Origin of the sequence: Brucella lupini (assembly GCF_002252535.1) — a bacterium.
In the GTDB taxonomy this organism is placed as follows: domain Bacteria; phylum Pseudomonadota; class Alphaproteobacteria; order Rhizobiales; family Rhizobiaceae; genus Brucella; species Brucella anthropi.
Genome location: NZ_NNRN01000039.1, coordinates 95,964 through 120,853 on the forward strand (window position 1 = coordinate 95,964; position 24,890 = coordinate 120,853).

A 24,890-nucleotide genomic window follows, 5' to 3' on the forward strand; every position below is an offset into this window, starting at 1 on the left:
CCTCACACCGAAAGATGACCGGGGATGCGGAGGTGGCGGCGCGCGACCTCGACGAAGAGCGGATCGCGCTTGGCGGCCCAGACGGCGGCGATGTGACCGACGGCCCAGATCAGGATGCCGGCCAGCCAGAGCTGGAGGCCGAGGCCCACGGCTCCGGCCAGCGTGCCATTGAGGATCGCGACGGAGCGTGGCGCTCCGCCAAGCAGGATCGGTTCGGTCAGGGCGCGGTGAACCGGCACACTGAATCCCGGATCCGCGTCGAGCGCCTCGAAACTCACCGCCATCAGACCAGCGCTCCGCCGCCGAAGCTGAAGAACGAGAGGAAGAAGCTGGACGCCGCGAAGGCGATGGAGATACCGAAGACGATCTGGATGAGGCGACGGAAGCCGCCGCCGGTATCGCCGAATGCGAGCGTCAGGCCGGTGACGATGATGATGATCACTGCCACGATCTTGGCCACCGGGCCTTCGACGGATTCAAGGATGGATTGCAGCGGCGCTTCCCAGGGCATGGAGGAGCCAGACGCTTGGGCGGGGGCAGTCATCAGGCTCGCCCAGGTGAAGGCGGCGGCGGTCGCCAGATGATGACGGATACGAACGGCGCAACGGATCATGCAGGTTCTCCTGGAACGTGAGGGATTGAGGTGTCGGGAAAAGCGAGGGAAATCCGGTAATCGCCGTCGGGGCCGAGCCCTTCGACGCAGGCAAGTTCGGCCAGCCGGCGCGCGGAGCCGCGGCCAGCGAGGACGGCCACGAGGTCGATGGTCTCCGCGATCATCGCGCGCGGCACAGTGACGACGGCTTCCTGGATGAGTTGTTCGAGGCGGCGCAGGGCGCCGATGCCGGAACCAGCATGGATGGTGCCGATGCCGCCCGGATGGCCGGTGCCCCAGGCTTTGAGGAGATCGAGCGCCTCGGCGCCGCGCACCTCACCGATCGGAATGCGGTCCGGACGCAGGCGCAGCGAAGACCGCACCAGTTCCGACAAGGTGGCGACACCATCCTTGGTGCGCATCGCCACGAGATTCGACGCTGCGCATTGCAGTTCGCGGGTGTCCTCGATGATGACGACCCGATCCTGCGTCTTCGCCACCTCGGCGAGCAGCGCATTGGTCAGCGTCGTTTTACCGGTGGACGTGCCGCCTGCGACAAGGATGTTGGCGCGGGACGCGACGGCCGCGCGGAGCGTTTCCGCCTGATCGGCGGACATGATGCCGGCGGCCACATAGTCGTCTAGCGTGAATACTGCGACCGCGGGCTTGCGGATGGCGAAGGCGGGTGCGGACACGACCGGCGGCAGCAACCCCTCGAAGCGCTCGCCGGTTTCGGGCAGTTCGGCCGAGACGCGCGGGCTGCGCGCATGGACTTCGACGCCGACATGGTGGGCGACCAGCCGCACGATGCGCTCACCGTCAGCGGCGGACAGTATTTCGCCCGTATCGGCCAACCCTTCGGACAGCCGGTCCACCCAGATGCGTCCGTCCGGGTTCAGCATGACCTCGACGACAGACGGGTCTTGCAGCAGGGTTGAGATGGCAGGCCCGAGCGCTGTCCGGAGCATGCGCGCGCCGCGGTCCACATTTGCCTGTTTGTGGTTGATGCCTGGCATCTCGTCCCCGTTCCACCGGGGAGGCGAGAGACGATCCCCGGATGGGGATCACTAAAAGAGACACAAAACAGGTCGTTTCAACAAGTTTCGGTCGTCGTAGTAGTGTGGGATAAAATTACAGGAGAACGGCGGTGTGCCTGACCAGTCGGATGATCTGCAGGCACACCGGCATGCTCTCGACTGATTCGACCGGCCCGTGGCGTCAGGCCGCCTCGCCGGGACCGAGCCGACGTTCGCCCCAGGTGGTCCGCTCTCGGAAATCATGTCGCAAGTGGCTTAGCACTTGCGATAAAGTCTTGTGAAACGAATAGCCGCGACTTTCCGGGTGCAGCCGATCTATTGCGGGTTTCAGGAATTGCGCGAGATTGAGGCGCGCGCGCTCCATCTATAAGCAATAATTTCAACAAAACATGAAACGTTGAAATGATATGGACGAAAACGACGCGCTCGCGGGCTTCGCCGCGCTCTCTCACAAGGACCGCTTGCGGATAATCCGCATGTTGGTCGTCGCGGGGGCTGACGGCATGGCCGCTGGTGCCATCGCCGGCGCGCTCGATGATGCGCCGCCGTCGCGCGTCTCCTTCCATCTCAAGGAACTGGAGCGTGCCGGACTCGTGCAGGGGCGGCGAGATGGCAAGTCGATCATCTACAGCGCCAACTGGCCGGCGCTCTCCGATCTCGTCGCCTTCCTCATGCACGACTGCTGCCAAGGTCACTGCAAATATTGCGATCAAGCGATTGCCCTGTTCGCGAAATGCGAGGGCCGCCCAACCGGTACGATCCGCTGCGAATAGGACTGCCGATGCAGAAAGCCCTCGCCTTTGTTGAAAACAATCTCCTGCTGCTGGCCGTTGTAACGGCCGCGCTTGGCCTGCTCGTCCCTTCGCTCGGCATGGTCCTTGAAAGCGGCATAAGCCCGCTTCTGGCATTGCTGATGCTGGTCATCAGCCTGACATTCGACGCTCACGCCGTGAAGCTGGTTTTCCGGAAGCCGAGCCGGCAGCTTTGGGCGCTTGGCCTCGTCTATGGTCCCATGTCGCTCGCCGGATGGCTCACCGGGCGGCTGTTCTTCGGCTCTGGGCCGCTGGCCGCCGGTCAAACCCTTGTCGGCACTCTGCCGACTGACGTTTCCGCTCCGTTGCTGGTCCTGCTCGCACGCGGCAATGTCGCCCTCGCGGCGGTCCTCAATGCGGTCAACACAGTGCTTTCGCCCTTCATCGTGCCGATCCTGTTCCTGCTTCTCACCGGAATCGAGCTGCAAGTTCCCATCGGGGCGATCATCATGGAATTAGTGCTGATCGTGGTGCTGCCGACCGTGATCGGGGTCTACCTACGCACGCGATACCCGGAAGCGGTCGGCCGACACGATGGCCTCTATCCCTCTCTTGGTTCGGTGCTCTACCTGCTCCTGCTTCTGGCGGTCGTGGGTCCAAACGCCGAAACAATCCTCGGCTATGGCTGGTTCGCCCTCCTAATCGCGCTGGCCGCGCTCACGCTGAACCTGATCGGCTATGCGGTCGGGTCCATCGCAAAAGTCTTTGTGGCCGACCGGCAAGAGCTGATCGCCTACCTGTTCACGGTGAGCAAAAAGGAGTTCTCCATTGCGGCGGCGTTCGTAGCGGCGTCCGGGTTGCCCTCGGAAATCGCCGTGCCTGCCGCCTTCTTCGCTGTGATCCAGATGATTACGTCACCGATCGCCGCAAAGATTTTGGCATCGAGAGGCCCGGCGCTGCGGTGAGCAGTCATTAGGTTCTGGCTGGCAGCGGAGACAGGCTCTCTATTATCCTACAATCTGCGACCAGCCCGCATCCACACTGGTCTATCATCCTGTCCAGTTCCGACTTGAGCGCAGTTAGGTCTTCGATTTTTCGCTCGACTTCCTTCCGGTGCTCCTTTGCAATCGCATCAATCGCCGCGCAGGACTGCGAACGATCGTCGGCCAGCTTGAGAAACTCCCTGATCTGATCGAGCGAGAAACCAAGCTCGCGCGCACGCCTGATGAAGCTGAGGCGGTTGAGGTGGCCCGGCTCATATGCACGGTAGTTGCCATCGGTACGCGAGGGTGCGGGCAGGAGACCGTTCTTCTCGTAGAACCGGATCGTCTCGACCTTGGTCCCCGTTCGTCTAGCCAATTGGCCGATCATCAGAATTCTGTCGTTCATCTCTTGACCCTATAGTTACTACAGGGTCTATCTACAATGTCACATCGGGAAAGTCGAGGTGACATCATGGCGGCAGCGAGCCCTTACAGACTGCGTGTAGAAGGCATGGACTGCGCCTCCTGCGCGTTGAAAATTGAAACGGTGATGCAACGCCTGCCGGGCGTTAGCGACATTCATGTCAGCTACGCCAACGAGACGCTCGCATTGCAACTGGATGAGGACCGTACGGCTCTCGGCACCATTGAGCAAAAGATCCGAGCGCTCGGCTACACACCAGTGATCGAGCAGACCGAGGCAAAGGCGAGCCCACCTCGGAAACGCAGCACGGAGGCGTGGTGGAAAGGCAGCAAGGGTCGGCTTGTGCTCCTTACCGGCGCGTTGTTCATCCTTGCCTTCGCCCTCGCGCGTGTCCTGCCCGAATCGGAGCAATGGCTATACTCGGGCGCTGCATTGATCAGCATCATCCCGTTCGCGAGGCGGGCGGTCGCCGGCGCGATGTCCGGCTCCCCCTTCACCATCGAGACGCTGATGACGGTCGCGGCACTCGGCGCGGTCGCCATCGGCGAGGCCGAAGAAGCTGCTGTCGTGATCTTTCTGTTCGCAGTGGGCGAATTGCTTGAAACCGTGGCGGCCGGCCGTGCGCGCGCTGGCATTGAAGCACTGATCGATCTCGTGCCTCGGGCCGCGTTCCGCGAGCGTGATGGTGTTGTTGAGAAGGTCGCCGCAGAAGATCTGGCCGTCGGTGATGTTGTCGTTGTTCGGCCTGGTGACCGTGTGCCGTCTGACGGCACGGTGATTGACGGCGTTTCTGAGGTCGATGAGGCCCCGGTGACAGGCGAATCCGTGCCCGTGCTGAAAGAAGCCGGCGCAAACGTCTATGCCGGCAGCATCAATGCAAATGGCGAGTTGCGGGTGTCGATCAGCCATGTCGCGGCCGACAACACCATCGCCCGTATCATCCACATGGTCGAGGAAGCCCAGGAATCAAAGGCCCCGACGGCGCGTATGATCGACCGTTTCAGCCGCTGGTACACGCCGGGCGCGATGGTCGTCGCGGCTCTGATCGTTGTCGTGCCGCCGCTCGCCTTCGGCGGTGACTGGATGACATGGGTGTATCGGGGTCTCGCGACGTTGCTGATTGCTTGTCCCTGCGCGCTCGTGATTTCCACACCGGCGGCTATTGCTTCGGGTCTTGCCGCCGGTGCGCGTCAGGGACTGTTGATCAAGGGCGGCGCGACGCTGGAAACACTTGGCAAGGTCGTAACCGTTGCCTTCGACAAGACGGGAACGCTGACGCGTGGCCACCCCCAGGTGACGGACATTGTGCCGATCAATGGTGATGAGAACTCCGTCCTTGCCATCGCGGCGGCCGTCGAGCGCAGCACCAGCCATCCTCTCGGGATTGCAATCGTGGAGGCGGCAAAGGTGCGGGGGCTCGAACTGCCCGCCACCTTCGGGGGCGGCGTTGCCACACCCGGCAAAGCGGTCACAGCGCGGTTGAAGGACGGCTTCGCTTCGGTCGGGTCTCCCCGTCACGCCGCCGAACAAACGGGCCTCGAAGAGAGCATCGTTGACACGATCACCGGGCTGGAGAGCCAGGGCAAGACGGTCGTCGTGCTCATCAAGGGCAAGACCATCGAGGGATTGATCGCCTTGCGCGACGAGCCGCGCGACGACGCTATCGAAGGTGTGAAGCGGCTGACAGATCGCGGCGTGCGCCCTCTGATGCTGACCGGCGACAACAAGCGCACGGCCGACGCCATTGCGGCTCATCTCGGCCTTGAGGCGAGCGCCGAACTTCTGCCCGACGCCAAGCTCGCCGAGATCGGCCGCCTCAGGGCTGATGGACCGATTGCCATGGTGGGAGACGGTATCAACGACGCTCCGGCGCTCGCTGCTGCCTCCGTTGGCGTTGCCATGGGTGCGGGCACCGACGTCGCGCTGGAAACCGCTGATGCCGCGCTGCTCAGAAACCGGGTGACGGGTATCGCTGATCTCATCGGATTGTCGCAGGCGACGCTCGGCAATATCTGGCAGAACATCGCAATAGCGCTTGGTCTGAAGGCTGTCTTCCTCGTGACGACTCTATTCGGCATTACCACGCTCTGGATGGCCATCCTCGCCGATACGGGCGCTACTGTCCTCGTTACGGCCAATGCGCTGCGCCTGCTGACCTGGCGCGGCACCCGCGACAAATGAGCTTGAACAGTGCGCACATGCAGGTCGCGGCTTCCACTTCTCGCCAAGAAAGCCGAGGTATAATTTATGAGTAATCAGTCCCAGGGCAGTGCCAATTCATCCGAGAAGAGCGAACAATGGGCGCTCGCATGGGTACTTGCGATTAATACTGCCCAGGCAGCCATTGTGGGAGGATTAGGTTGGTGGGCTCAGTCAACAGGATTGATGGGCTCTGCACTCGATAATCTTGGCGATGCCGGTGTCTACGCCATCAGCCTTTTCGTCGTAGGTCGCGGTTTGGCGGCGAAGGTTCGCGTTGCGCGGCTGTCGGGTATGCTCCTGATAGTATTCGCCGGTTTGCTTCTGTTTGAGGTTGGCCGACGCTTCTTCACTGGCTCCGATCCGATCGGGCCGGTCATGATCGCCGTGGCAATCGCGAGCGCGCTTACGAATATGATCTGCATGTGGTTCCTGAAATCACATCGGGAAAGTGGCGTGCATCTGCAAGCCTCATGGATATTCACGACAAACGATATGCTCGTGAACTCGGCGATCGCTGTTTCTGGTCTTGCAGTAATTCTTTTCAATTCGCCTTATCCGGATCTGATCATTGGCTTGGGTGTGGTTGTAGTCGTTGTCAGAAGCGGCTTCGAAATCCTTGAGAAGGCCGGCGAAGCTGGAAAAGGAGAAAAGGAACATGACTAGTTTGCGAGCCCTATCCGCCGCCTTCCTTGCCCTTGCAGTGTCGATCTCTCCTGCTGTGGGTCACGACTTCCAAGCTGGTTCGATCACCATCAATCACCCGTGGTCACGCGCGACTCCGCCGGTCACGCCGGTAGCCGGCGGCTATCTGACGCTGACAAACGATGGCGATATGGCCGATCGCCTGGTTTCAATCTCATCACCTCTGTCAGACCGGGTGGAAATCCATGAGACGACCGTGAGCGATGGGGTTGCCAGCATGAGGCCTGTGCAAAATGGCATCGAAATTGGAGCTGGCGAGACCGTCGAGCTTCAACCTGGCGGTATGCACATCATGTTCTTGAAGCCATCGCGCCCTTTGAAGGATGGGGAGCGGTTTGCCGCGACTCTTGTGTTCGAGCAGGCCGGTGCGATCGACGTTGAGTTCGTTGTGCAGAACATGGGCGCTCGTCCGGAATCTGCGAACGAACATGACGGACACGGAGAGGCTGTCCAATGAGCGGCGTCAAACTTTTCCGCCTTGTTGCATGGGTTGCCGTCGCCGCTGTCGGCGGGCTTTTCATCGGCCTGTCCGTATCCAAGCCTTGGCAACAGCAAACCGTGGCGGTCGCGTCCTCGACAGGCACGGCAGCCATCGGCGGCCCGTTCCAGCTCACATCCCATCGAGGCGAAACGATCGACAATGCTGCGCTGGCCGGAAAGCCTTATCTCGCCTTCTTCGGCTTCACCCATTGTCCCGATGTGTGCCCGACGACGCTCTATGAACTGAGCGATCTCATGAACGAGCTCGGGCCGGTGGCCGACCAGTTCAACGTCCTGTTCTTCACCGTCGATCCCGAACGGGACACACAAGAATTGCTGGCTCAGTACATGACAGCCTTTGATAACCGCATCCTCGCACTGCGGGGAAATCGACAGGAAACGGACGCTGTGGTGAAGGCCTTTGCGGCCTATGCGCGAAAAGTGCCTCTGGAAGGGGGCGAATACACAATGGATCATACCGCCGGCGTTTACCTGATGGATGCCGAGAGCCAATTCGTCGGCACGCTCGACATGCACGAGCCGCGTGAGATTCGATTGCAGAAGCTCCGCCGCCTGGCGGGCGAGATTGGCTGATGGAGTTCTCCAGTATCGGAATAGCGACGGCTTTCGCCGCAGGTGTCGTATCCTTCCTGTCGCCCTGCGTCCTTCCGCTGGTGCCGGGCTATATCTCCTACGTCGCAGGCCGCACGATTAGCCCGGATGGCACTGCGGCCGATGCCGAATTCAAGGCGGCAAGCCGAACTCTCGGCCTCAGCCTCTGCTTCGTGCTCGGCTTTACGACCGTGTTCGTCCTCCTTGGGGCCAGCGCAACCGTGTTGAGCCGGCTCCTGCGCATGTATCTTTTCGAAGCGAACCTGATCGGAGGCGTAATCGTCGTCCTCTTCGGTCTGTTCACGACAGGCCTCGTACCAATGCCCTGGCTCAATCGTGAAGCGCGGTTCCATGCCAATCCGGGCAGCGGAAGCGCCGGCGCGGCTTATCTCCTCGGTCTCGCTTTCGCGTTCGGCTGGACTCCCTGCATCGGACCAGTGCTGGGCGCGATTCTGACCCTGTCCGCCGCCAACGCCACGGTCGCAAGCGGAACGACGCTGCTCGCCGTCTACTCGCTCGGCCTTGGCCTCCCTTTCATCTTGGCCGCTTTGTTCATGCGCGGGTTCATGGCGCGGATGATGTCGATGCGCCGTACTGGCCGGGTGCTCAAAATCGTCGCTGGTGGGGTGATGGTGGTGATGGGCATCGCCATGATCACCGGCCATCTAACCAGCTTTGCGATATGGCTGCTCCAGACTTTCCCGGCCCTCGGCCGGATCGGCTAAGCCGGAGTTTAAAGGACATTTGGACATGCTCAGGCTCGGCCTTCCCATCGCCCTTGGCGGATTTTTCCTTGATCAGGCGACGAAGTGGTGGGTCCTGAACCATGTTATGAACCCGCCTCAGGTCATCCCCGTCACCGGCTTCTTTAATCTCGTGCTCGGCTTCAATACCGGCGTGAGCTTCGGATTGTTCGGCCAGGCGCCGGCTTGGCTCCTGATGGCGTTCACGCTCGCTATAGTCGCTGGCCTCCTTGTCTGGATCCATCGAAGCGACAGCCGCCTGACGGCATCCGCCCTCGGGCTCGTGGTTGGGGGGGCGCTCGGCAATCTGCTCGACCGGCTGCGGCAGGGTGCGGTGGCGGATTTCCTGGATTTTTACATTGGCAGCTATCATTGGCCCGCCTTCAACCTTGCCGACGTGGCGATTGTCTGTGGGGTCGGGCTTTTGCTGGTGGAGAGCGTTCTGGCACGAGGCAAAACAAAGGCTGCATGAACAGAAGTCCTCGCCAGCTATCCGAAACTATCGCCGCAAAATTCCCGGAACCTGCAACGTAGCGGGCTTTAGAAGTAGTGCGACATGGCAATGGCTCGGGCGGGCTTAGCCGCAGCAGGCAGACGCTCTCGTCTGCTGCGCGCGATGCCTCGGCTTGCAGATTGCGGGGCGCGGGCTGAGACGCACAATCGTCCGGTCTTTCTCGATCTCGATTCCGGCCCCGTCATAGACCTGCATCGGCTCACCGGGCCGGCTCACCTCCCATGTCAACCGCGCGTCCGTGTCAAGCTGGACCCTGCTGCCGACCTTTCCCAAGATTGACCGGAACTTGGCGACGGTCATCGGCATGCTGCCTTCGGTCGGGGGAATATCCTCGACCTGCAAGACCGTCTCCCGCCACGCATCGGGATTGCCGCCGCAATCGAGCGTGACGAAGGAACCGGCCTTGACCTCCGTGATGTGATAGCCGGCCTGCACCTGCTGCCCGTCGCCATAGGCGAGCACAAGAACCTTGTCGGCATGGCCCTCCAAAATATCGAGGATCGCCCCGAGCGAGGCAACATCAGGAAATTCTGTGATTAAGGGGCTGGCGTAAGCGTTCATGTCCGTGTATCCATGATTCAACTACTCTTGAGATGTTGAGGCATACATGAACGAAAAGCAAGCCCTCTCTGCCTTCGCGGCGCTCTCGCAGGAAACCCGGCTGCGCATCGTGCGCCTGCTGGTGACGGCCGGCCCGGAAGGGATGCCGGCCGGCGCGATCGGGGAAGCGATGGACGGCGCATCGTCGTCGCGCATGTCCTTCCACCTGAGCCACCTTGAACAAGCCGACCTCATCGAGTCGCGGCGCGACGGGCGCTCGATCATCTACAGCGCCTCCTATCCGGCGCTGTCCGGCCTGCTCGAATTTCTCATGCGCGATTGCTGCCAAGGCCACCCGGACGTGTGCAACCCGGCAGTCGCCGCGCTGTCCTGCTGCAAACCGACGAAAGGCGTCACCCATGCCTGAGCCTATGGCCAATCACTCCGATAGAATCTTCAACGTGCTGTTTCTTTGCACCGGAAATTCCGCCCGCTCGATCCTTGCCGAAAGCATCTTGAACAAGGATGGTGCGGGTCGCTTCCGGGCCTATTCGGCTGGAAGCCAGCCCAAAGGCGAAGTGAACCCGCTCGCCCTGAAGGTACTCGAAAGCTACGACTACCCGGCTGAAGGCTTCCGATCGAAAGGATGGGAAGAATTCTCCGGCCCCGACGCGCCGGTGATGGATTTCGTGTTCACCGTCTGCGACAACGCGGCCGGCGAAGCCTGTCCGGTCTGGCCGGGCCAGCCGATGACCGCGCATTGGGGTATCGAAGACCCCGCCACCGTCGAGGGCACCGAGATTCAGCGCATGGCGGCTTTTGTCACGGCGTTTCGCTACATGAAAACCCGGATTTCGGTCTTCGTGGCCTTGCCCGTCGCCAGCCTCGATAAATCGTCGCTCAATATGAAGCTCAACGAAATCGGTCAATCCGAAGGGGCAGCCTCGCCCCGCTCTGGCGCGGCGTGAGGCAATCCATGGATGTCATTGTCTACCACAATCCCGATTGCGGCACCTCGCGCAATACGCTCGGCCTGATCCGCAATTCCGGCGTCGAGCCGCATATCATCGAATATCTGAAAACCCCGCCCTCACGGGCGCTGCTCGCGCAACTCATCGAGCGCGCCAGCCTGACGGCCCGCTCGATCTTGCGGGAGAAAGGAACGCCCTATGCCGACCTCGGCCTTGGCGATCCAGAATTGAGCGATGACGCATTGCTCGACGCCATGATGGCGCACCCGATCCTCATCAATCGCCCCCTCGTCGTCACCCCCCAAGGGGTCAAGCTCTGCCGACCGTCCGAAGCCGTTCTTGATCTGCTGCCCCCACAACGGGGCGAGTTCGTCAAAGAGGATGGCGAGCGGATCATTGACGAACATGGACGGCGCGTTGCTTCCGCCTGACTTTCAGCCTGCGATTGGAGAATACTGATGGCTTCCCTCAAGCCAGCTTCCCGCCTTGGTTTCCTCGACCGCTATCTGACGGTGTGGATTTTCGCCGCGATGGCACTCGGCGTCGTGCTGGGCACGATATTCACCGGCTTGCCGGAAGCTCTCAACGCCATGTCGGTCGGCACCACCAACATACCGATCGCCATCGGCCTGATCCTGATGATGTATCCGCCGCTCGCCAAGGTGCGCTACGAAGAACTGCACCGGGTCTTTTCCGACAAGCGAGTGCTGATCCTTTCGCTGGTACAAAACTGGATCATCGGCCCGACGCTGATGTTCGCGCTGGCCGTGATCTTCCTGCGCGACCACCCGGAATACATGACAGGACTGATCCTGATCGGACTCGCCCGCTGCATCGCTATGGTGCTGGTCTGGAACCAACTCGCGCGCGGCGACAATCAATATGTCGCCGGTCTGGTTGCCTTCAACTCGATATTCCAGATTCTGTTCTTCTCCACCTATGCGTGGTTTTTCCTTTCCGTCTTGCCACCCCTCTTCGGCCTTGAGGGCAGCGTCATAGACGTGAGCTTCTGGACCATTACCGAAGCGGTGCTGATCTATCTCGGCATTCCCTTCCTCGCCGGGTTCCTGACGCGCCGCATCCTCATCGCTCGCAAAGGCGCGGGCTGGTATGAGCACGAATTTCTGCCGCGCATCAGCCCCATAACGCTAGCCGCGCTGCTGTTCACCATTGTCGCCATGTTCAGCCTCAAGGGCGCGGACGTGGTGTCGCTGCCTCTCGATGTCCTGCGCATAGCCATTCCCCTGGCGCTTTATTTCGTCATCCAGTTCCTCATCAGCTTCGCGATGGGCCGGCTGATCGAGGCGGATTATCCGCGCACCACGGCCATCGCCTTCACCGCTGCCGGCAATAATTTCGAGTTGGCCATCGCGGTCGCCATCGCGGCATTCGGTCTCGCATCGCCGGTGGCCTTCGCCGCCGTCATCGGCCCGCTCGTGGAAGTGCCCGCACTGATCCTGCTCGTTCATGTCGCGCTCAGGCTCGGCGCGAAGTGGTTTCCCGAGAAAGGGACGCCCGTTGCCGTTCCGGCCGAGGCCAAGCCATGACGGTTTCCGACCTTCCTAATGTGGTCCGCGCGGTGCTCGACAGCCCATCGGCTGAACGCCTACGAACGACGCCCTCTGCTCATCCGCCGCGCATTCTCCTGCTCTACGGCTCGTTGCGTGAACGCTCCTATAGCAAGCTGCTCACGCTCGAAGCCGAACGGCTCCTCAACCACTTCGGCGCGGAAACCCGTGTGTTCGATCCGCACGGCCTGCCGCTGCCTGATGGTGCGCCCGTTGATCATCCGAAGGTGCAGGAGCTTCGGAAACTTTCGGAATGGTCCGAAGGGCAGGTCTGGACCAGCCCCGAACGTCACGGTGCCATGAGCGGAGTCCTCAAGGCGCAAATCGACTGGATACCGCTCGCGGTTGGCGCAGTTCGCCCCACCCAGGGCCGCACATTGGCCGTGATGCAAGTCTCTGGCGGCTCGCAGAGTTTCAACGCCGTCAACCAACTTCGCGTCCTCGGCCGCTGGATGCGGATGATCACCATCCCCAACCAGTCCTCGGTCGCCAAGGCATATCAGGAGTTCGACGAAGCGGGTCGAATGAAGCCTTCATCCTATTACGACCGGGTGGTCGATGTGATGGAGGAACTGGTGAAGTTCACGCTTCTGACCCGCGACGTCGCTCCTTACCTCACCGACCGCTACAGCGAGCGCAAGGAAACCGCCCAAAAGCTGGAAGAGCGTATGGCGCTCAAGCGCGTCCGGTGACGACAAACCTGCCGGCTCAAACGGGCCTGTCTCCCGACGCGAGAAGGTGGCCCGTCATCTCCGCGCTCGGCATCGTACAGATATTTGCATGGGGCAGCTCCTATTACCTGCTCGCCGTTCTCGCCGCCCCGATCGCGGCCGATACGGGTTGGCCGCTTTCATGGATCGTCGGCGCTCTCTCCATTGGCCTGCTCGCGGCCGGCGTCGTTTCCCCGCGCGTGGGTGACGCCATTGGCCAGCACGGCGGGCGTCCCATCCTTGCTCTGGCTTGCCTGCTGTTCGCTGCCGGCCTCGTCATCCTTGCGGCTGCGCCGTCCCTATGGGTATTCGTCGCCGGATGGATCGTGCTCGGTATCGGCATGGGGGCCGGCCTTTATGATGCGGCATTTGCCACGCTCGGGGGCTATTATGGCCGTTCCGCGCGATCCGCCATCACTACACTGACCTTGTGGGGCGGCTTCGCAAGCACGGTCTGCTGGCCGCTCTCGGCCTTGTTTCTGGAGCATCTGGGATGGCGCGGGGCCTGCATGGCCTATGCCGGCATTCATCTCGCGATCTGCCTGCCGCTCGTGCTGCTGGTCCTTCCGAGCAACGGCAAGCCCAGGCCGATCGGTGGCAAAGACCAAGCTCCTGCGATCAAGCTGCGCGACCATGAGCGCCGGGCCTATCTGATCATGATGGCGATCGTGGTGCTGGCCGGATTGGGCGTCACCATCATATCGGTGCATCTGCTGACCCTGTTGCAGCAACGCGGGCTGTCGCTGGGCGAAGCTGTAGCCCTCGGCGCGCTGATAGGCCCGGCCCAAGTCGCCGGCCGAATTGGCGAAATGGCGAGCGGGGGGAGGCATCATCCCTTCTGGACACTCGCGGCCGCCTCCGTCCTGAGCGCGGCAGGGGTGACGATGCTCGCGGCAGGTTTTCTCATCATCGGCCTGTCGCTCATCCTCTACGGGGCCGGCAATGGCATCTTCTCGATCGCCAAGGGTGCGCTCCCGCTCGCCCTGTTCGGACCTTCCCGCTATGCGCCGATCATGGGGCGGCTTGCCCGGCCCAGTCTCGTCGCCCAAGCTGCCGGCCCAACCGTGGGTGCGATCCTGCTTTCGGTCGGGGGCACCGATCAAACTCTTGTGGCGCTGGCAGCTCTCGCCATCGCCAATCTCGCCCTCGTCGCGCTGTTATGGGGGCCGATCAAAGGAGAAGCGGGAAGCAACGATAAGTTTTGAGAAGCCGTCACGAAGATCCCTGATTTTTGTAGCAGGTCAGGCCAACGTTGAATTTTCAGGGGAATTTCTGTCGCAAATGTCGCGTGCGAAAGTCAAAATTGTGCGACTGATTTTTGCGACACGTCGCGGCCCGGAATCCGGGCCGCAATGGATTACCGCTCTTCCCGCTGCTGTGGTGCTGGACCGATTGTAGCGGGTTCCCCTTCGATGATGCGGATCGGCACGCCCAAAGCAGCCGAAAGGGATGCTTCGCTGCCACCGGCAAGCTCTGTTCCGGGGAGAACCGTAAGAACCACATATCCGGTGCGCTCATCGACATATCCGCCGTAGCCATCGGGAAGAACGCGCGTAATCATCTGGCGGTCATCCAACGCGGCGACCAGTTGATCGACGGTATGGGATGCGCCTGTCAGGACTTCGACACGCACCCGATCTTCGCCCAATTGGTACTGAAGCGTGCCCGCATCCCGGTCTCCCGTTAGCCTGACGACGACATGGAAATCGGGCTCGCGCTCGATGAAGATACCGGCGATACGGTCGCGGAAACGCTCCTGTAGGGCGGCCGAAAGCGGGCCGGTGTCCGGCTCCATCTCATGCGAGGGGATTTCAGGAACATAGTTCTCAGGCAACCCGGCCGGTCTGGCGGACGTGGGCGCCTCCGCGCCTGCCACGGATGCTGCCGCGACAAACACCGTTGCGCCAAAAGCCCCCGCCCATACCCTATTCATTTGTGGTTTTGCCGCGTGCTTCGAAGAGCGCGGCCTTGTCTTCCGCGGGGCTGATGAAACCGTCGCCATCGGTGTCGATCTGGTCGAAGACTTCATCGGTCATGTTCGGATTCCCGGCTTTCGCCTCTTCCCGGCTCAGCTTGCCGTCGCCATCCGTGTCGCCCGCGTCCCATTCGGCCTGCCATGCGGCTTCGTCAAAATCTGCGGGCGGTTCCGTCTGGGCGAAGGCAGGGACGGCGAGACCGATGGCGAACAGGCTGGCAATGGCAAGTCTCAAGGCTGTTCCTCCAAAGTCGAGTGAATATACAGCCATCACCTTAGGATAATTCGCGAAAATCCCAAAGACCGCGACAGTCGCGAAGGCCGCTTCCGGCGGATCCTTGTTACTGCTCAGCCAACCGGGAGCGGGAACTCGTGTCAACGACTAAGGCGGCCAAATTCAACTCTCTGATCCGTCACATCCTCCGACACCTCCTGCCGCAGCTTCGGTCCCTGTGCGAGGCGGCGACCGAGCGCGGTGATGAACGCCTCGTATCGCTCCGCTGATTTGGCCTTCGCGGCCTTTGCCGCCGGCTCAGGCAAGGCCGGTGTGGTGTTGACCCAGAAGCGGATGAAGACCGCCAGGCTTTCGACGGCGATGCCGACGTCTCGTTCAAGCCGGTCCATGCGGCGATCGAGTCGATCGAGGCGCTTGGCGATTATCGCCTCTCGGCGTTCGGCATCGTCGGGAGACAGGAATGAGGCGATGGCCGCCTCGCCGATCATCGACTGCGACCGGTCCCGCCGCGCGGCAAACTCGGTCAGGGCTTTTTCGACATCGGGGTCCAGATAGACGGTGAGTTTTTTCTTCTTCCGGAGATTGGCCATGGCGCTACAGCTCCATGCCGTCGTTCGGGTCCATGGCAACCTGCCGGGCAATGCCCTGCACCTGGCGGATCATGCGCCGATTTTGCATGGCCTCTTCCTCAACTTCATCGGGCGGCGCGATCTCGAATTCGTTCTCGAGGGGCTTTTTCTTCTCCACGGGCTTTACGCGGCTGAGTTCAGGCTGCAATCGGCGTTCGGATTCGGTCGGATCTTCGTCATTGGTTCTCTGGTCGCCGTGATCCGTGGCGCCTTCCGGTCGCGCCGGGATCGGAAGCTTGGTCCAGTCGTCGGGCCGCGTTTCTTCGGGACCTTTCAATTCAGGCGGTGACAGAACGCGCTCGCGAAACCGGGCGTCCTCGTAATAGCGCGCCTTCGTCGCCCGGATCGGGGGGATGCCCGCCACCATGACGATCTCCTCATGTGGGGGAAGCTGCATGATCTCGCCCGGCGTCAGCAACTGGCGCGCGGTTTCCGAGCGCGAGACCATAAGGTGCCCGAGCCAGGGCGACAGGCGATGGCCGGCATAGTTCTTCATCGCCTTCATCTCGGTGGCGGTGCCGAGCGCATCCGACACCCGTTTCGCCGTGCGCTCGTCGTTGGTGGCGAAGCTGACGCGGACATGGCAGTTGTCGAGGATCGAGTTGTTCGGCCCGTAGGCTTTCTCGATCTGGTTCAGCGACTGCGCGATCAGGAATGATTTCAGACCGTAGCCGGCCATGAAAGCCAGCGCGGTCTCGAAGAAATCGAGCCTGCCCAGCGCCGGAAACTCGTCCAGCATCAGAAGGAGCCGATGCCGCCCGGCGTTCGCCTGCAGGTCTTCGGTCAGGCGACGGCCGATCTGATTGAGCAGCAATCGCATCAGCGGCTTGGTGCGGTTGATGTCGGAGGGCGGCACGACGAGGTAAAGCGTGACCGGCTGATCGCCTCCCACAATATCGCTGATGCGCCAGTCGGAGCGGCGTGTGACTTCGGCCACGACCGGATCGCGATACAGGCCGAGAAACGACATCGCCGTCGACAACACGCCGCTGCGCTCGTTCTCGGACTTGTTGCGCAGCTCGCGCGCGGCGCTGGCAACGACCGGGTGCGGCCCCGCTTCGCCCAGATGCGCGGTCTTCATCATGGCGCGCAACGTGGAATCCACCGGGCGCTTCGGATCGGACAGGAATTTGGCCACACCTGCCAGGGTCTTGTCGGGTTCGGCGTAAAGCACATGCAGGATGGCGCCCACCAGCAGCGAATGGCTGGTCTTTTCCCAATGGTTGCGCTTGTCGAGACTGCCTTCCGGATCGACGAGGATGTCGGCGATGTTCTGGACGTCGCGCACCTCCCACTCGCCGCGGCGCACTTCCAGCAGCGGATTGTAGGCCGAGGATTTCGGGTTGGTCGGGTCGAAGAGCAGCACGCGGCCGTGCTGCGAGCGGAAGCCGGAGGTGAGCTGCCAGTTCTCACCCTTGATGTCGTGGACGATGGCCGACCCCGGCCAGGTCAGCAGCGACGGGACGACGAGGCCGACGCCTTTGCCCGAACGTGTCGGGGCAAAGCACAGGACATGCTCCGGCCCGTCATGGCGTAGATAGTCCTTCTCGTAACGGCCGAGAACAACACCATCGGGATCGAGCAGGCCCGCCGCCTTGATCTCTCCTTTCCCGGCCCATCGCGCCGAGCCATAGGTGGCGACGTTTTTCGCCTCGCGCGCCCGCCAGACCGACATGCCGATGGCGACGGCAATGGCGATGAAGCCGCCAGATGCCGCGATGATCCCGCCCTTGGCGAAGATCGGCGGCGCATAGGCTTCGTAGAAATACCACCACCAGAAGATCGCGGGCGGATAATAGATCGGCACGCCGAACATCACGAACCAGGGCGGCCCGAGTTGCGCCTGATAACCGAGGCTCGAGGCGACATACTGGGTCGCGCCCCAGGTGGTGGCGAGGATGATGAGGAAGACGATGGTGATCTGTCCCCAGAGGATCTTGGTCGCGGACATTGCGATGGTCCTTTCTGGTTGAGGCTAAAGGCCGAGGGAGCGCTTGCGCCCGAAGTCCCAATCTACGCCGCCATCATCGCGGGCTACGCCGGAGACGTGACGGCCGATCTGTTTTTCGAGAGAGGGCGACCAGGGCACGAGCTGGAAGCCGAGGCCGTCGTCGATCATGGCGAAGCGGCCGGAGGCGAGCGCGAAACGCTGGCGATAGGAGCCGGCGACATATTCGCCGCTGGCTGCGCGCTCGAAGGACATGCCGGTCTCGGTTGCGAGCTTCTCGCCGAGGTTGTCGAGTTCGCGTTGGCGCAAGGTGCTGAGCAGCCGGCGCGCGAAGACGACGCGACCGCCCTGCCGCTCGGCAAAGCCCTCGCCGATCAGATGTTCAGCGCGTTCGTCCAGAGCCTGACGGACCTCAGCGCCGAAACCGCTGTCCGACAGCGCGATCGGATCGCGGGCGATGGCCTGCCGGTCGAGCCAGGTCGCGCCCGAGGCGCCGACTTGCGCACCAAGATCGAGATCGGCGCGGACGGCGAGCGCGACGCGGCGCTGCCCCTGCGGGTCCTCCCAGGATCGCAACTCGACGATGGAACCGGGCGGACTGTCGCCGGCGGCGTCGAGATGCGGCAGCTTGATGTGATGGGTCCGCCCGTCGGTGCCGTCGACCACGGCATAAGCGGTGCCCTTCAACTCGTCGTCGAGGCCGCGCTCGACCAGGCGGCCGATGACGGGAACGTCAAGGCTTTCGCCGGCGAGGACATAGCTGGCCGAGCCGCGTTCGATGCCGCGTTCGGTCAGGGCACGGTGCATGCGCTTGATGATGTCGCCGCGCTCGCCCAGTTCACGCAGGACCGCTTCGGCTTCGGGCTTGATGAACCATTGCGAGAGGCCGATCTCTTCGGCAAGCCCGCGGATTTCAAGGGTTCGCAGCCGCCCCACCTTCAGAGTATGAAACTCGTCCGGCTGGCGGTCGGGAAGCGGGGCAAGGTCGATGATGCCGGACTTGCCGGCGTCGCGCACAAGCTGCCGGTCGAGCTGCGTCCAGCGTTCCGCCTCGACCTGCCGCTCCAGATTGCGGTGGATCTCCAGATCGGTGCGGGGCCCGAGTTCCTGCGTGACCAGATCCTGCGCACGGGCGCGCATGCCCTCCTTGATGTAGTCGCGGGAAATCACCAGGTCCTGGCCATCGTCGGTGCGGCCGCGCAGGATGATATGGATATGGGGATTGTCGGTGTTCCAGTGATCGACGGCGACCCAATCGAGGCGCGTGCCGAGATCCTTCTCCATCTGCCCCATCAGCTCGCGGGCGTGATCCTTCAGATTGGCCATGTCCACCGCGTCTTCGGGCGAGACGATGAAGCGGAAATGATGCCTGTCGTCCTGGCACTTTTCCGCGAAAGCGCCGACATCCATGTCGTCCCTTTCCGGGCCGAACATCCGCGCCTTTTCCCCGTCGCGGGTCACGCCATCGCGGCGCAGATAATTAAGGTGTGCGCCGAGCGGAGCCGAGCGTGCCGTTTGGCGAACCACGCGGGTCTTGATGACGGCGATGCGCGAGCGTCCGGTGAGAAGCCGGTTGGCCTGGATGCTGGCGCGCTGACCGCGCCCGAAGCGTGAGCGGTTGCCCGAGGTGATCTTGCCGGAGCGCGAGACGCGTCCGCCGGCTTTCTGGGCGGCGGCGAGCGCCTGGGCGACAAAGGGCCTCGCCTGTTGCGCGCGGGTCGAGCGGATACGGCCCGGACGGATGCGGAACTCGTTGTCATCGGACATGGGGCGCCCCCGCACGGTGCAAATCATCAAGGAAAATCAGGAAGAGGAGCGCGCAGCGCACGGTGCGCGCCAGCGCCGCACGGTGCGGGACGCGCCGGAAACCTGAACAAAAACAACCGCCCGCCACAGCCGCACCGTGCGGCCTTTTATCTCGCCATCTTTCGGTCGTGGTGCCTGCCGCCACCCTCTGCGCCCTCCATGACACGCCAGCGCCCGATGGGATGCGAATTGCGGTGCCGCTGCTCATGGCCGGTCCCCACCGGCATCGCGGGCGACGAACAGCCCCTCCGACTGCAAGGCGGTGAGTGCGTCCGGTGCCGCCGGGACGAGCGAAGGGGCATCGTCCGGCGTGCGGTCGGGGGACGCGGGATCGGCAGCGGAAGCGCCGATTTCACGCGCGACGAAGAGCGCCGCCTCGCGCCAGTCGGGCGGCGGAGCGACCGTCGAGCCGCTGCCGGAAGGCCGCTCGCCGAGCAGGATCGGCGTCAAAGCAGCGACATAGGCGCGCGTCTCGGCAGGCAGCGGACGAGCCGTCGCGCGGTATTCATCGTAGCGACCGGGACCGGCATTGTAGGCCGCGAGCATCGCGGCAACATTGCCGTAGCGATCCCACATCTCGCGTAGGTAGGCGGTGCCCGCGAGGATGTTGTCGCGCGGCTCGAAGGGGTCGCGGCCGAGAGCATGGCGGATGCGCAGCTCCGCCCAAGTCGAGGGCATGACCTGCATCAGCCCCATCGCGCCGGCAGACGATATGGCGTGCATATTGCCCGCGCTTTCGACCTGCATCACGGCGATGATCCATGCCGCCGGGATGCCGAACCGCTGCGAAGCCTCTTCGATATGGGCGCCGTGCGGATGCACGGCGACGGCACGACCCATCACGGCGATCTGCGCCAGGCCGGGCAGCGGGGCAATGGCTGTGACGAACAGGCCGGAAAGAAGAAGGAGGAGGATGCGGCGGCGGGCGCCACATCTCCCCGAGGCGGGACGGATGCAGGACGTGACCATGATCACTCCTGCTCGTCGCGCTTCTTTTGGCGGGTCCAGTGCAAGCCCCAGTCGCGGCCGTCTTCGTCCGACTGGAACAGGCGGGCGCGGATCGGCTGCTGGAAAACTGGATCGTCGAGAAGCACGGAGACGAACGGTCCCGCGCGCTCGCCGGAATGTTTCCAGCCTGCGCCGACTTCCGGCCCATACTCATCGCCGAGATGGATGCGATAGGCAGGCGCCTTGTCGGCGTCCGCATTTTCCGACGGCGTGAAGGTCAGCTCGACGTCCAGCGAGAGCGTGCGGAGTCGCCCGGAATAGCCGGACGGGGTGCGGGTAAACTGGCCGATCTGTGCCATGGAAGGCTCCTTTCCTATGCGGTGGAGAAGACGCGGGACGGCTCAACGGCCCCGCTCTGGACGCGCTGTCACCGCATCGGCGCGCGCCAGACAAAGCGGCCCTCGCCGTCTTCGTCGGTGAAAAGCGGGATCGCGTGGCCGATCACCGCCGAGGCGGGGAACGGGCCGAAATAGCGGCCGTCGAGGCTGTCGCCGACGTCCGGGTTCATCAGGAACACTTCGCCCTCGGCGATGACGCGACAGCCCTGCCAGACCGGCAGGTCTCGGCCGAAGCTGTCGTGGTCGCGCGCCTCGCCGAGCGGAACGCCGTCGACGATAATGGCGCGGCCATCGCGGCACAGGCGCTGTCCGGGCAGGCCGAGAACGTGCTTCAGAAGCGGCACGTCGCGTGCGACGTAGCCGCGCTCGACCATAAACGAGGCGAAGGGTTCGGGTGGGATGACGGCGACCAGATCGGGCACCGCGATCCGGTCGTCGGGTGCGACAGTATAGAACCCGATCGGCACGCTGGCCGATGCGTTCCAGACCAGCCTTGGCGCAGTCGGAACGAATCCGGCAAAGGCGATCCCGAGCGTGGCAACCGTCGTCACCATGACATAGCGAAAGCGCGTCATGGGGCGATCTCCCGCCGCCAGAGCCATGCCTGATGACGCTCCGCGGTGTAGGGACGCGGCGCTTCGCCTGCGTTTATCCAGTGGGAGACGTGCCGCCAATGATCGGGATCGACTTGGGCCGGATCGACACCTATGGCCTCGATCCCGTCGACATGGCGAAGGACAGCCTCGACCTTCGGCCAGCCTTCGATCTTCAGCAGGATTTCGCCGCCTGGACGGACGAAGGGCAGCGTCTGATAGGACTGGCCCGGCGCAACCGCGCGCAGGATGTCGAGGCGCGAAATGATCGTGCCGTGGTCGTTCGCCGCCCAGCGGACGAACGCAAACACCGTGCCGGGATGGAAGAATACAACACGCCGGTTGCGATCGAGGATCTGCTCACCAGTCGCATGGCCGAATCTGATCCAGTATTCGGTCTTGCCTTCCACCCAGGTCAGTTCCGCGCGGGTCAGATCGCCGTCATGGGCGTCGATGCCGATCATGGGCGGTCTCCCCCTATGTCGGGAAACTCGCGCGCCAGCAGGTCGCGCAGCATGTCGGCGACGGTGATGCCGCGCTGGAAGGCCGCGATCTTGATGCGGCCGCGCAGCGCCGGCGTGATGTCCACGGTCAGCCGCGCCGAATAGGCGTCGGCGGTATCCGTGCGCTTTGGCGGCGCGTCGCCGGCCTTGATCCAGCTATCGGGATCGGCCGGGCGCGTAGCGAAGCTGCGCTTCTCGGTGCGCGCCGTCATGACGAAATTCCGTCATGGAATGGCAGCACGGTGGCGATGCGCGCCCGCGCGCACTCGGCCATGTCGGGGTCGATCTCGCAGCCGAGATAGCGCCGGCCGGAAAGCCGGCAGGCTTCCCCGACCGCGCCGGAACCGGCGAACCAGTCGCCGACCAGGCCGCCTTCGGGGCAGCTCGTGCGGATCAGGATCTCCAGGAGCGCCGACGGCTTTTCGGTCGGATGGATGGCGCGGCCGTGGCAGTTGCGCAGGTAGATGACCGAGCGCATGAGGCGCGGCCCGCCGTCATGGCTGACATAATGGCCGGCGTCGATCTGGCCGGTATGGGGCGGGCGCTGCTTGCGCCGCACCGTGCGGGCCGTCGCGTCGGGCGTGGTCTGGACGTCGTTGTAGATGTCACGCCAAGCGGTCTCGGCGGGATAGAACTGGACGGCCAGTTCATGCACCCGCTTGAAGCGGTCGGCATGAAAGCCGGTGCCGTTCTGCTTTTCCCAGACGATCTCCTGCGCGATCCGCAAGCCGGCGTCAGTGAAGCGGTCGGCGGTCGCCATGAAGCTGCGCAGCGAGCCGAAGACCCAGAGCGAGCCGGTCGGCCTGAGGGCGGCGCGCGCCAGCACGACCCAGCCCTCGACGCGCCGATCCCAGGCGAGCGAAGTGTCGCCATAGGGCGGATCGGCGATGATCATGTCGTAGGGTGCGTGCCAGGGCATTTCTTCGCGGCAGTCGCCGGTAAGGATCGTCATGCCGATACCCTCCCGATCCCCAGCAGGCCGATCTCGGCGGCCAGGGCGGCAATCTCGCGCGCGGCGGGTGATCGGCGCCCGATCTCGCGGACGAGCCGCCCGGTCTGCGCGGCGTCGGCGAAGACGACGCGCTGGCCGATGGCGCTGGTGAGCACGGGAGGATCGTGGTCCGCCAGCGTCTCGGCGGTCTCGCGGGCGATGACGGTGCGGGCACCGCAGCGGTTGAGCACGAAGCGGGCAACGAGCTGGGGCCGGTAGATGCGCGCCTCCGCCAGGAGGGCGAGCATCTCCGCCGAAGCCCAGCCGTCGAACGGCGATGGCTGCACCGGGATCAGCACGAGATCGGCGGCGAGCAGCGCGGAGCGCATGAGGCCGGCGACGCGCGGTGGCCCGTCGATGACGATGCGATCGACATCGCGGGCGAGTTCGGGCGCTTCGCGATGCAGCGTGTCGCGGGCCAGGCCAACGGTGCCGAAGGCGCGTGGCAGGCCCTCACGCGCGCGTTGTTGCGACCAGTCGAGGGCGGAGCCTTGCGGATCGGCGTCGATCAGGGTGACGCGCTTGCCACCCTGAGCCAGTTCACCGGCAAGATGCAGCGCCAGCGTCGTCTTGCCGACACCGCCCTTCTGGTTGAGGAGCGCGATGATCATTTGCACCCCCCCGGCAGATCGAGAGGCAGGCGGGGTCTTTCTGCAGATTCAGGAGCCTCGGTTGCGCCTCGATCAGATGCCGGTCGAGGCGATGCCGGGGCGTCGGATGCCCTCTTCTTAGCGGCTCTACCAAGGCTTCTGGCGGTGTCGCGGATGAGGTTTTCCACATCGCGCGCGCGCTCTTCAAAGTTAGACTCTTTGTTAGACTCTAAGTTAAGGGCGCGATTTCCTGAATGGGTTCCGGGTGTTAAGCCCGGTTTCGGTTCCTGATAGCACGAGCCTCCGGTTCCCGATAGCACGATAGTCCGGGTTCCTGATAGCACGAGGCCATCCACAGGTTTTCCACAGGGCGCGACCGGCTCGAAGGCCAGCAGCATCCGCCCGCCAACCTCAGCTTCGAGAAACAGCGAATAGCCCGGCAGAGGCTGGCGCCGGATGATGTCGCGCAGCTCGAAGGCGAAGCGCTTGAACGGCGACAGGCTGCCGGATTTCTGGTGAAGGTGACGGAAATCGAACCGCCAGCCATCGCGCTGGCGGCCGCCGTGCTTGCGCACCAGGCGGTAGAGCCAGCGGTCGAGGCCGCCGGTGAGATCGAAATAGGTCCGGTCGATGGTCAGCACGAGCGCATCGTCGAGGACGGCTTGGTAGAACCAGTCCGGCACGATCATCTCGATGCCGTCGGGTCGGCCGTTGCGGTCGGTGCGCTCCTGCCATTCGTTGATCCACGAGAAACGATGACGGCGGCCTTCGGTCGGCTGGCGGATCGAGGTGGAAATCGTGGTCGATTGCAGCCGGTCGAGCGCCGCCTTCAGCCGCTGGTAGTCGCGAAGCGACGTGCCGCGCCCGACATAGGTGAGAATCTCATAGGGCGTGGCGGCCATCAGCCGGGAGGTGCGAAGCCCGGCATCGCGGGCTTCGACGATCTGGCTCGCGGCCCAGATCAGGATGTCGGCGTCCCAGATCGTGGCCATGCCATGATCGGGAACCGCCTCGACCCGGATGGTCACGCTGCCGGCAGCGAAGTCGATGGGCGCGATGCGCTTCGACTTGGCGAGGGAGAAGAAGGGATAGGCCATGAGATCCTGCGCGTCTCGTGGCGCGAAGTCGCCGGGGAGCGCCCGGAACAGGTCGAGCTGCCCGCGCTCAGAAAGGGATCGGCGTCGCACCGTCATGAAGGGAACCGGCTGCGATCAGCGGGCGTAACGACCGGCCTGCGGGCCGGACGGAAGCGACTGACGCTTGGCGGGCAGCACTGAGCCACGCGGATCGGAGGTGGAGGTCACCGCGCCGCGCTCGGTCCAGGCCTCGAGATCGTCGATGGCATAGACCACACGGCCGCCGAGCTTGCGATAGGCAGGCCCGGTTCCGTAGGTGCGGTGCTTTGGACTTGCCCTTATTTAGTGGAGAGGTTCTGTCACTAATT

Annotated in this window: 32 protein-coding genes and 1 pseudogene; 14 read left to right on the forward strand and 19 right to left on the reverse strand. The window is 63.4% G+C overall.

What is annotated here, in order from left to right; genetic code table 11:
* Positions 1 to 2 precede the first annotated feature (2 nt).
* Genes CES86_RS08240 through trbB form a run of 3 tightly spaced genes read right to left on the reverse strand, consistent with a single transcriptional unit; the run spans position 3 to position 1,608 of the window.
* Complete coding sequence (locus tag CES86_RS08240) at positions 3 to 284, reverse strand: VirB3 family type IV secretion system protein (RefSeq protein ID WP_094514152.1); 282 nt, start codon at positions 282 to 284, stop codon at positions 3 to 5.
* A complete protein-coding gene (locus CES86_RS08245) occupies positions 284 to 613 on the reverse strand; it encodes a TrbC/VirB2 family protein (RefSeq protein ID WP_012092656.1) in 330 nt (109 codons plus the stop codon). The genes CES86_RS08240 and CES86_RS08245 overlap by 1 nt, the downstream gene beginning before the upstream one ends.
* A complete protein-coding gene (trbB, locus tag CES86_RS08250) occupies positions 610 to 1,608 on the reverse strand; it encodes a P-type conjugative transfer ATPase TrbB (protein WP_012092655.1) in 999 nt (332 codons plus the stop codon). The genes CES86_RS08245 and trbB overlap by 4 nt, the downstream gene beginning before the upstream one ends.
* A 428-nt stretch (positions 1,609 to 2,036) precedes the next feature.
* Between trbB and CES86_RS08255 the strand changes: the two genes are divergently transcribed.
* Positions 2,037 to 2,402 carry an ArsR/SmtB family transcription factor gene (locus CES86_RS08255; protein ID WP_012092654.1) on the forward strand — a complete coding sequence of 122 codons (366 nt, stop codon included), beginning with the start codon at positions 2,037 to 2,039 and terminating at the stop codon, positions 2,400 to 2,402.
* An 8-nt stretch (positions 2,403 to 2,410) separates the two neighbouring features.
* Positions 2,411 to 3,346, forward strand: a complete 936-nt coding sequence (locus CES86_RS08260; protein WP_012092653.1) for a bile acid:sodium symporter family protein — start codon at positions 2,411 to 2,413, stop codon at positions 3,344 to 3,346.
* Between the two features lie 7 nt (positions 3,347 to 3,353).
* Here the strand turns inward: CES86_RS08260 and CES86_RS08265 are convergent, their stop codons facing one another.
* Positions 3,354 to 3,770 carry a MerR family transcriptional regulator gene (locus tag CES86_RS08265; RefSeq protein ID WP_012092652.1) on the reverse strand — a complete coding sequence of 139 codons (417 nt, stop codon included), beginning with the start codon at positions 3,768 to 3,770 and terminating at the stop codon, positions 3,354 to 3,356.
* 66 nt (positions 3,771 to 3,836) lie between these two features.
* Between CES86_RS08265 and CES86_RS08270 the strand changes: the two genes are divergently transcribed.
* The 6 genes from CES86_RS08270 to lspA all read left to right on the forward strand — a co-directional run bounded on the left by CES86_RS08270 (position 3,837) and on the right by lspA (position 8,999).
* Positions 3,837 to 5,969 carry a heavy metal translocating P-type ATPase gene (locus CES86_RS08270; RefSeq protein ID WP_028034401.1) on the forward strand — a complete coding sequence of 711 codons (2,133 nt, stop codon included), beginning with the start codon at positions 3,837 to 3,839 and terminating at the stop codon, positions 5,967 to 5,969.
* Positions 5,970 to 6,035: 66 nt separating this feature from the next.
* Entirely contained in the window at positions 6,036 to 6,653 is a 618-nt protein-coding gene (locus tag CES86_RS08275) for a cation transporter (RefSeq protein WP_012092650.1), read from the forward strand.
* Positions 6,646 to 7,149, forward strand: coding sequence for a copper chaperone PCu(A)C (locus CES86_RS08280; protein ID WP_094514154.1), 504 nt, complete (start codon positions 6,646 to 6,648; stop codon positions 7,147 to 7,149). Before CES86_RS08275 ends, CES86_RS08280 begins: the two co-directional genes overlap by 8 nt.
* On the forward strand, positions 7,146 to 7,766 hold the full coding sequence (locus tag CES86_RS08285; RefSeq protein WP_012092648.1) for an SCO family protein: 621 nt from the start codon (positions 7,146 to 7,148) through the stop codon (positions 7,764 to 7,766). Before CES86_RS08280 ends, CES86_RS08285 begins: the two co-directional genes overlap by 4 nt.
* Positions 7,766 to 8,509 (forward strand): cytochrome c biogenesis CcdA family protein, encoded by a 744-nt coding sequence (locus CES86_RS08290; RefSeq protein WP_012092647.1) that lies wholly within the window; start codon positions 7,766 to 7,768, stop codon positions 8,507 to 8,509. Before CES86_RS08285 ends, CES86_RS08290 begins: the two co-directional genes overlap by 1 nt.
* A gap of 25 nt (positions 8,510 to 8,534) precedes the next feature.
* Positions 8,535 to 8,999, forward strand: coding sequence for a signal peptidase II (gene lspA / locus CES86_RS08295; protein WP_012092646.1), 465 nt, complete (start codon positions 8,535 to 8,537; stop codon positions 8,997 to 8,999).
* Positions 9,000 to 9,104: 105 nt separating this feature from the next.
* On the opposite strand, the gene CES86_RS08300 is transcribed toward lspA, so the two are convergent.
* Entirely contained in the window at positions 9,105 to 9,602 is a 498-nt protein-coding gene (locus CES86_RS08300) for a DUF6428 family protein (protein WP_012092645.1), read from the reverse strand.
* A 46-nt stretch (positions 9,603 to 9,648) separates the two neighbouring features.
* Between CES86_RS08300 and CES86_RS08305 the strand changes: the two genes are divergently transcribed.
* From CES86_RS08305 to CES86_RS08330, 6 genes are read left to right on the forward strand one after another with little or no spacing between them, the layout of a single operon-like run.
* Positions 9,649 to 10,008 carry an ArsR/SmtB family transcription factor gene (locus CES86_RS08305; protein ID WP_012092644.1) on the forward strand — a complete coding sequence of 120 codons (360 nt, stop codon included), beginning with the start codon at positions 9,649 to 9,651 and terminating at the stop codon, positions 10,006 to 10,008.
* Positions 10,001 to 10,549, forward strand: coding sequence for an arsenate reductase ArsC (locus tag CES86_RS08310; RefSeq protein WP_012092643.1), 549 nt, complete (start codon positions 10,001 to 10,003; stop codon positions 10,547 to 10,549). Before CES86_RS08305 ends, CES86_RS08310 begins: the two co-directional genes overlap by 8 nt.
* Before the next feature lie 8 nt (positions 10,550 to 10,557).
* Positions 10,558 to 10,983 (forward strand): arsenate reductase (glutaredoxin), encoded by a 426-nt coding sequence (gene arsC / locus CES86_RS08315; protein WP_012092642.1) that lies wholly within the window; start codon positions 10,558 to 10,560, stop codon positions 10,981 to 10,983.
* Positions 10,984 to 11,010: 27 nt separating this feature from the next.
* Positions 11,011 to 12,099: an ACR3 family arsenite efflux transporter gene (gene arsB, locus CES86_RS08320; protein ID WP_012092641.1), complete on the forward strand. Its 1,089-nt coding sequence runs from the start codon at positions 11,011 to 11,013 to the stop codon at positions 12,097 to 12,099.
* Complete coding sequence (gene arsH / locus CES86_RS08325; RefSeq protein ID WP_012092640.1) at positions 12,096 to 12,812, forward strand: arsenical resistance protein ArsH; 717 nt, start codon at positions 12,096 to 12,098, stop codon at positions 12,810 to 12,812. The genes arsB and arsH overlap by 4 nt, the downstream gene beginning before the upstream one ends.
* A gap of 26 nt (positions 12,813 to 12,838) precedes the next feature.
* On the forward strand, positions 12,839 to 14,035 hold the full coding sequence (locus tag CES86_RS08330; RefSeq protein WP_049768451.1) for an MFS transporter: 1,197 nt from the start codon (positions 12,839 to 12,841) through the stop codon (positions 14,033 to 14,035).
* A gap of 152 nt (positions 14,036 to 14,187) precedes the next feature.
* Here CES86_RS08330 and CES86_RS08335 read toward each other — a convergent pair whose 3' ends face one another.
* From CES86_RS08335 to CES86_RS08400, 14 genes and pseudogenes are all read right to left on the reverse strand, one after another.
* Positions 14,188 to 14,763 (reverse strand): hypothetical protein, encoded by a 576-nt coding sequence (locus tag CES86_RS08335; protein ID WP_028034399.1) that lies wholly within the window; start codon positions 14,761 to 14,763, stop codon positions 14,188 to 14,190.
* On the reverse strand, positions 14,756 to 15,040 hold the full coding sequence (locus tag CES86_RS08340; RefSeq protein ID WP_036749074.1) for an EF-hand domain-containing protein: 285 nt from the start codon (positions 15,038 to 15,040) through the stop codon (positions 14,756 to 14,758). Before CES86_RS08340 ends, CES86_RS08335 begins: the two co-directional genes overlap by 8 nt.
* Positions 15,041 to 15,180: 140 nt before the next feature.
* Entirely contained in the window at positions 15,181 to 15,630 is a 450-nt protein-coding gene (locus tag CES86_RS08345) for a ribbon-helix-helix domain-containing protein (RefSeq protein WP_012092637.1), read from the reverse strand.
* A 4-nt stretch (positions 15,631 to 15,634) separates the two neighbouring features.
* On the reverse strand, positions 15,635 to 17,620 hold the full coding sequence (locus CES86_RS08350) for a conjugal transfer protein TraG (RefSeq protein ID WP_012092636.1): 1,986 nt from the start codon (positions 17,618 to 17,620) through the stop codon (positions 15,635 to 15,637).
* A gap of 24 nt (positions 17,621 to 17,644) precedes the next feature.
* Positions 17,645 to 19,384 (reverse strand): relaxase/mobilization nuclease domain-containing protein, encoded by a 1,740-nt coding sequence (locus CES86_RS08355; protein WP_037092212.1) that lies wholly within the window; start codon positions 19,382 to 19,384, stop codon positions 17,645 to 17,647.
* A 243-nt stretch (positions 19,385 to 19,627) separates the two neighbouring features.
* Positions 19,628 to 20,392 carry a lytic transglycosylase domain-containing protein gene (locus tag CES86_RS08360; protein ID WP_012092634.1) on the reverse strand — a complete coding sequence of 255 codons (765 nt, stop codon included), beginning with the start codon at positions 20,390 to 20,392 and terminating at the stop codon, positions 19,628 to 19,630.
* Positions 20,393 to 20,394: 2 nt separating this feature from the next.
* Positions 20,395 to 20,730 carry a DUF736 domain-containing protein gene (locus CES86_RS08365; RefSeq protein ID WP_012092633.1) on the reverse strand — a complete coding sequence of 112 codons (336 nt, stop codon included), beginning with the start codon at positions 20,728 to 20,730 and terminating at the stop codon, positions 20,395 to 20,397.
* Positions 20,731 to 20,798: 68 nt separating this feature from the next.
* The gene (locus CES86_RS08370) at positions 20,799 to 21,344 is read right to left on the reverse strand and encodes a S26 family signal peptidase (protein ID WP_012092632.1); all 546 of its coding nucleotides are present in this window, start codon (positions 21,342 to 21,344) and stop codon (positions 20,799 to 20,801) included.
* Positions 21,341 to 21,826: a DUF2840 domain-containing protein gene (locus CES86_RS08375; protein ID WP_012092631.1), complete on the reverse strand. Its 486-nt coding sequence runs from the start codon at positions 21,824 to 21,826 to the stop codon at positions 21,341 to 21,343. The genes CES86_RS08370 and CES86_RS08375 overlap by 4 nt, the downstream gene beginning before the upstream one ends.
* Positions 21,823 to 22,077: a hypothetical protein gene (locus CES86_RS08380; RefSeq protein WP_039194771.1), complete on the reverse strand. Its 255-nt coding sequence runs from the start codon at positions 22,075 to 22,077 to the stop codon at positions 21,823 to 21,825. Before CES86_RS08380 ends, CES86_RS08375 begins: the two co-directional genes overlap by 4 nt.
* A complete protein-coding gene (locus tag CES86_RS08385; protein ID WP_039194770.1) occupies positions 22,074 to 22,817 on the reverse strand; it encodes a DNA-methyltransferase in 744 nt (247 codons plus the stop codon). The genes CES86_RS08380 and CES86_RS08385 overlap by 4 nt, the downstream gene beginning before the upstream one ends.
* Positions 22,814 to 23,467, reverse strand: coding sequence for a ParA family partition ATPase (parA, locus tag CES86_RS08390; protein ID WP_012092628.1), 654 nt, complete (start codon positions 23,465 to 23,467; stop codon positions 22,814 to 22,816). The genes CES86_RS08385 and parA overlap by 4 nt, the downstream gene beginning before the upstream one ends.
* Positions 23,464 to 24,639: a replication initiator protein A gene (locus tag CES86_RS08395; RefSeq protein WP_039194769.1), complete on the reverse strand. Its 1,176-nt coding sequence runs from the start codon at positions 24,637 to 24,639 to the stop codon at positions 23,464 to 23,466. Before CES86_RS08395 ends, parA begins: the two co-directional genes overlap by 4 nt.
* 18 nt (positions 24,640 to 24,657) lie before the next feature.
* Positions 24,658 to 24,861, reverse strand: a pseudogene (locus tag CES86_RS08400) (helix-turn-helix transcriptional regulator); the annotation flags it as partial.
* Positions 24,862 to 24,890: the final 29 nt, after the last annotated feature.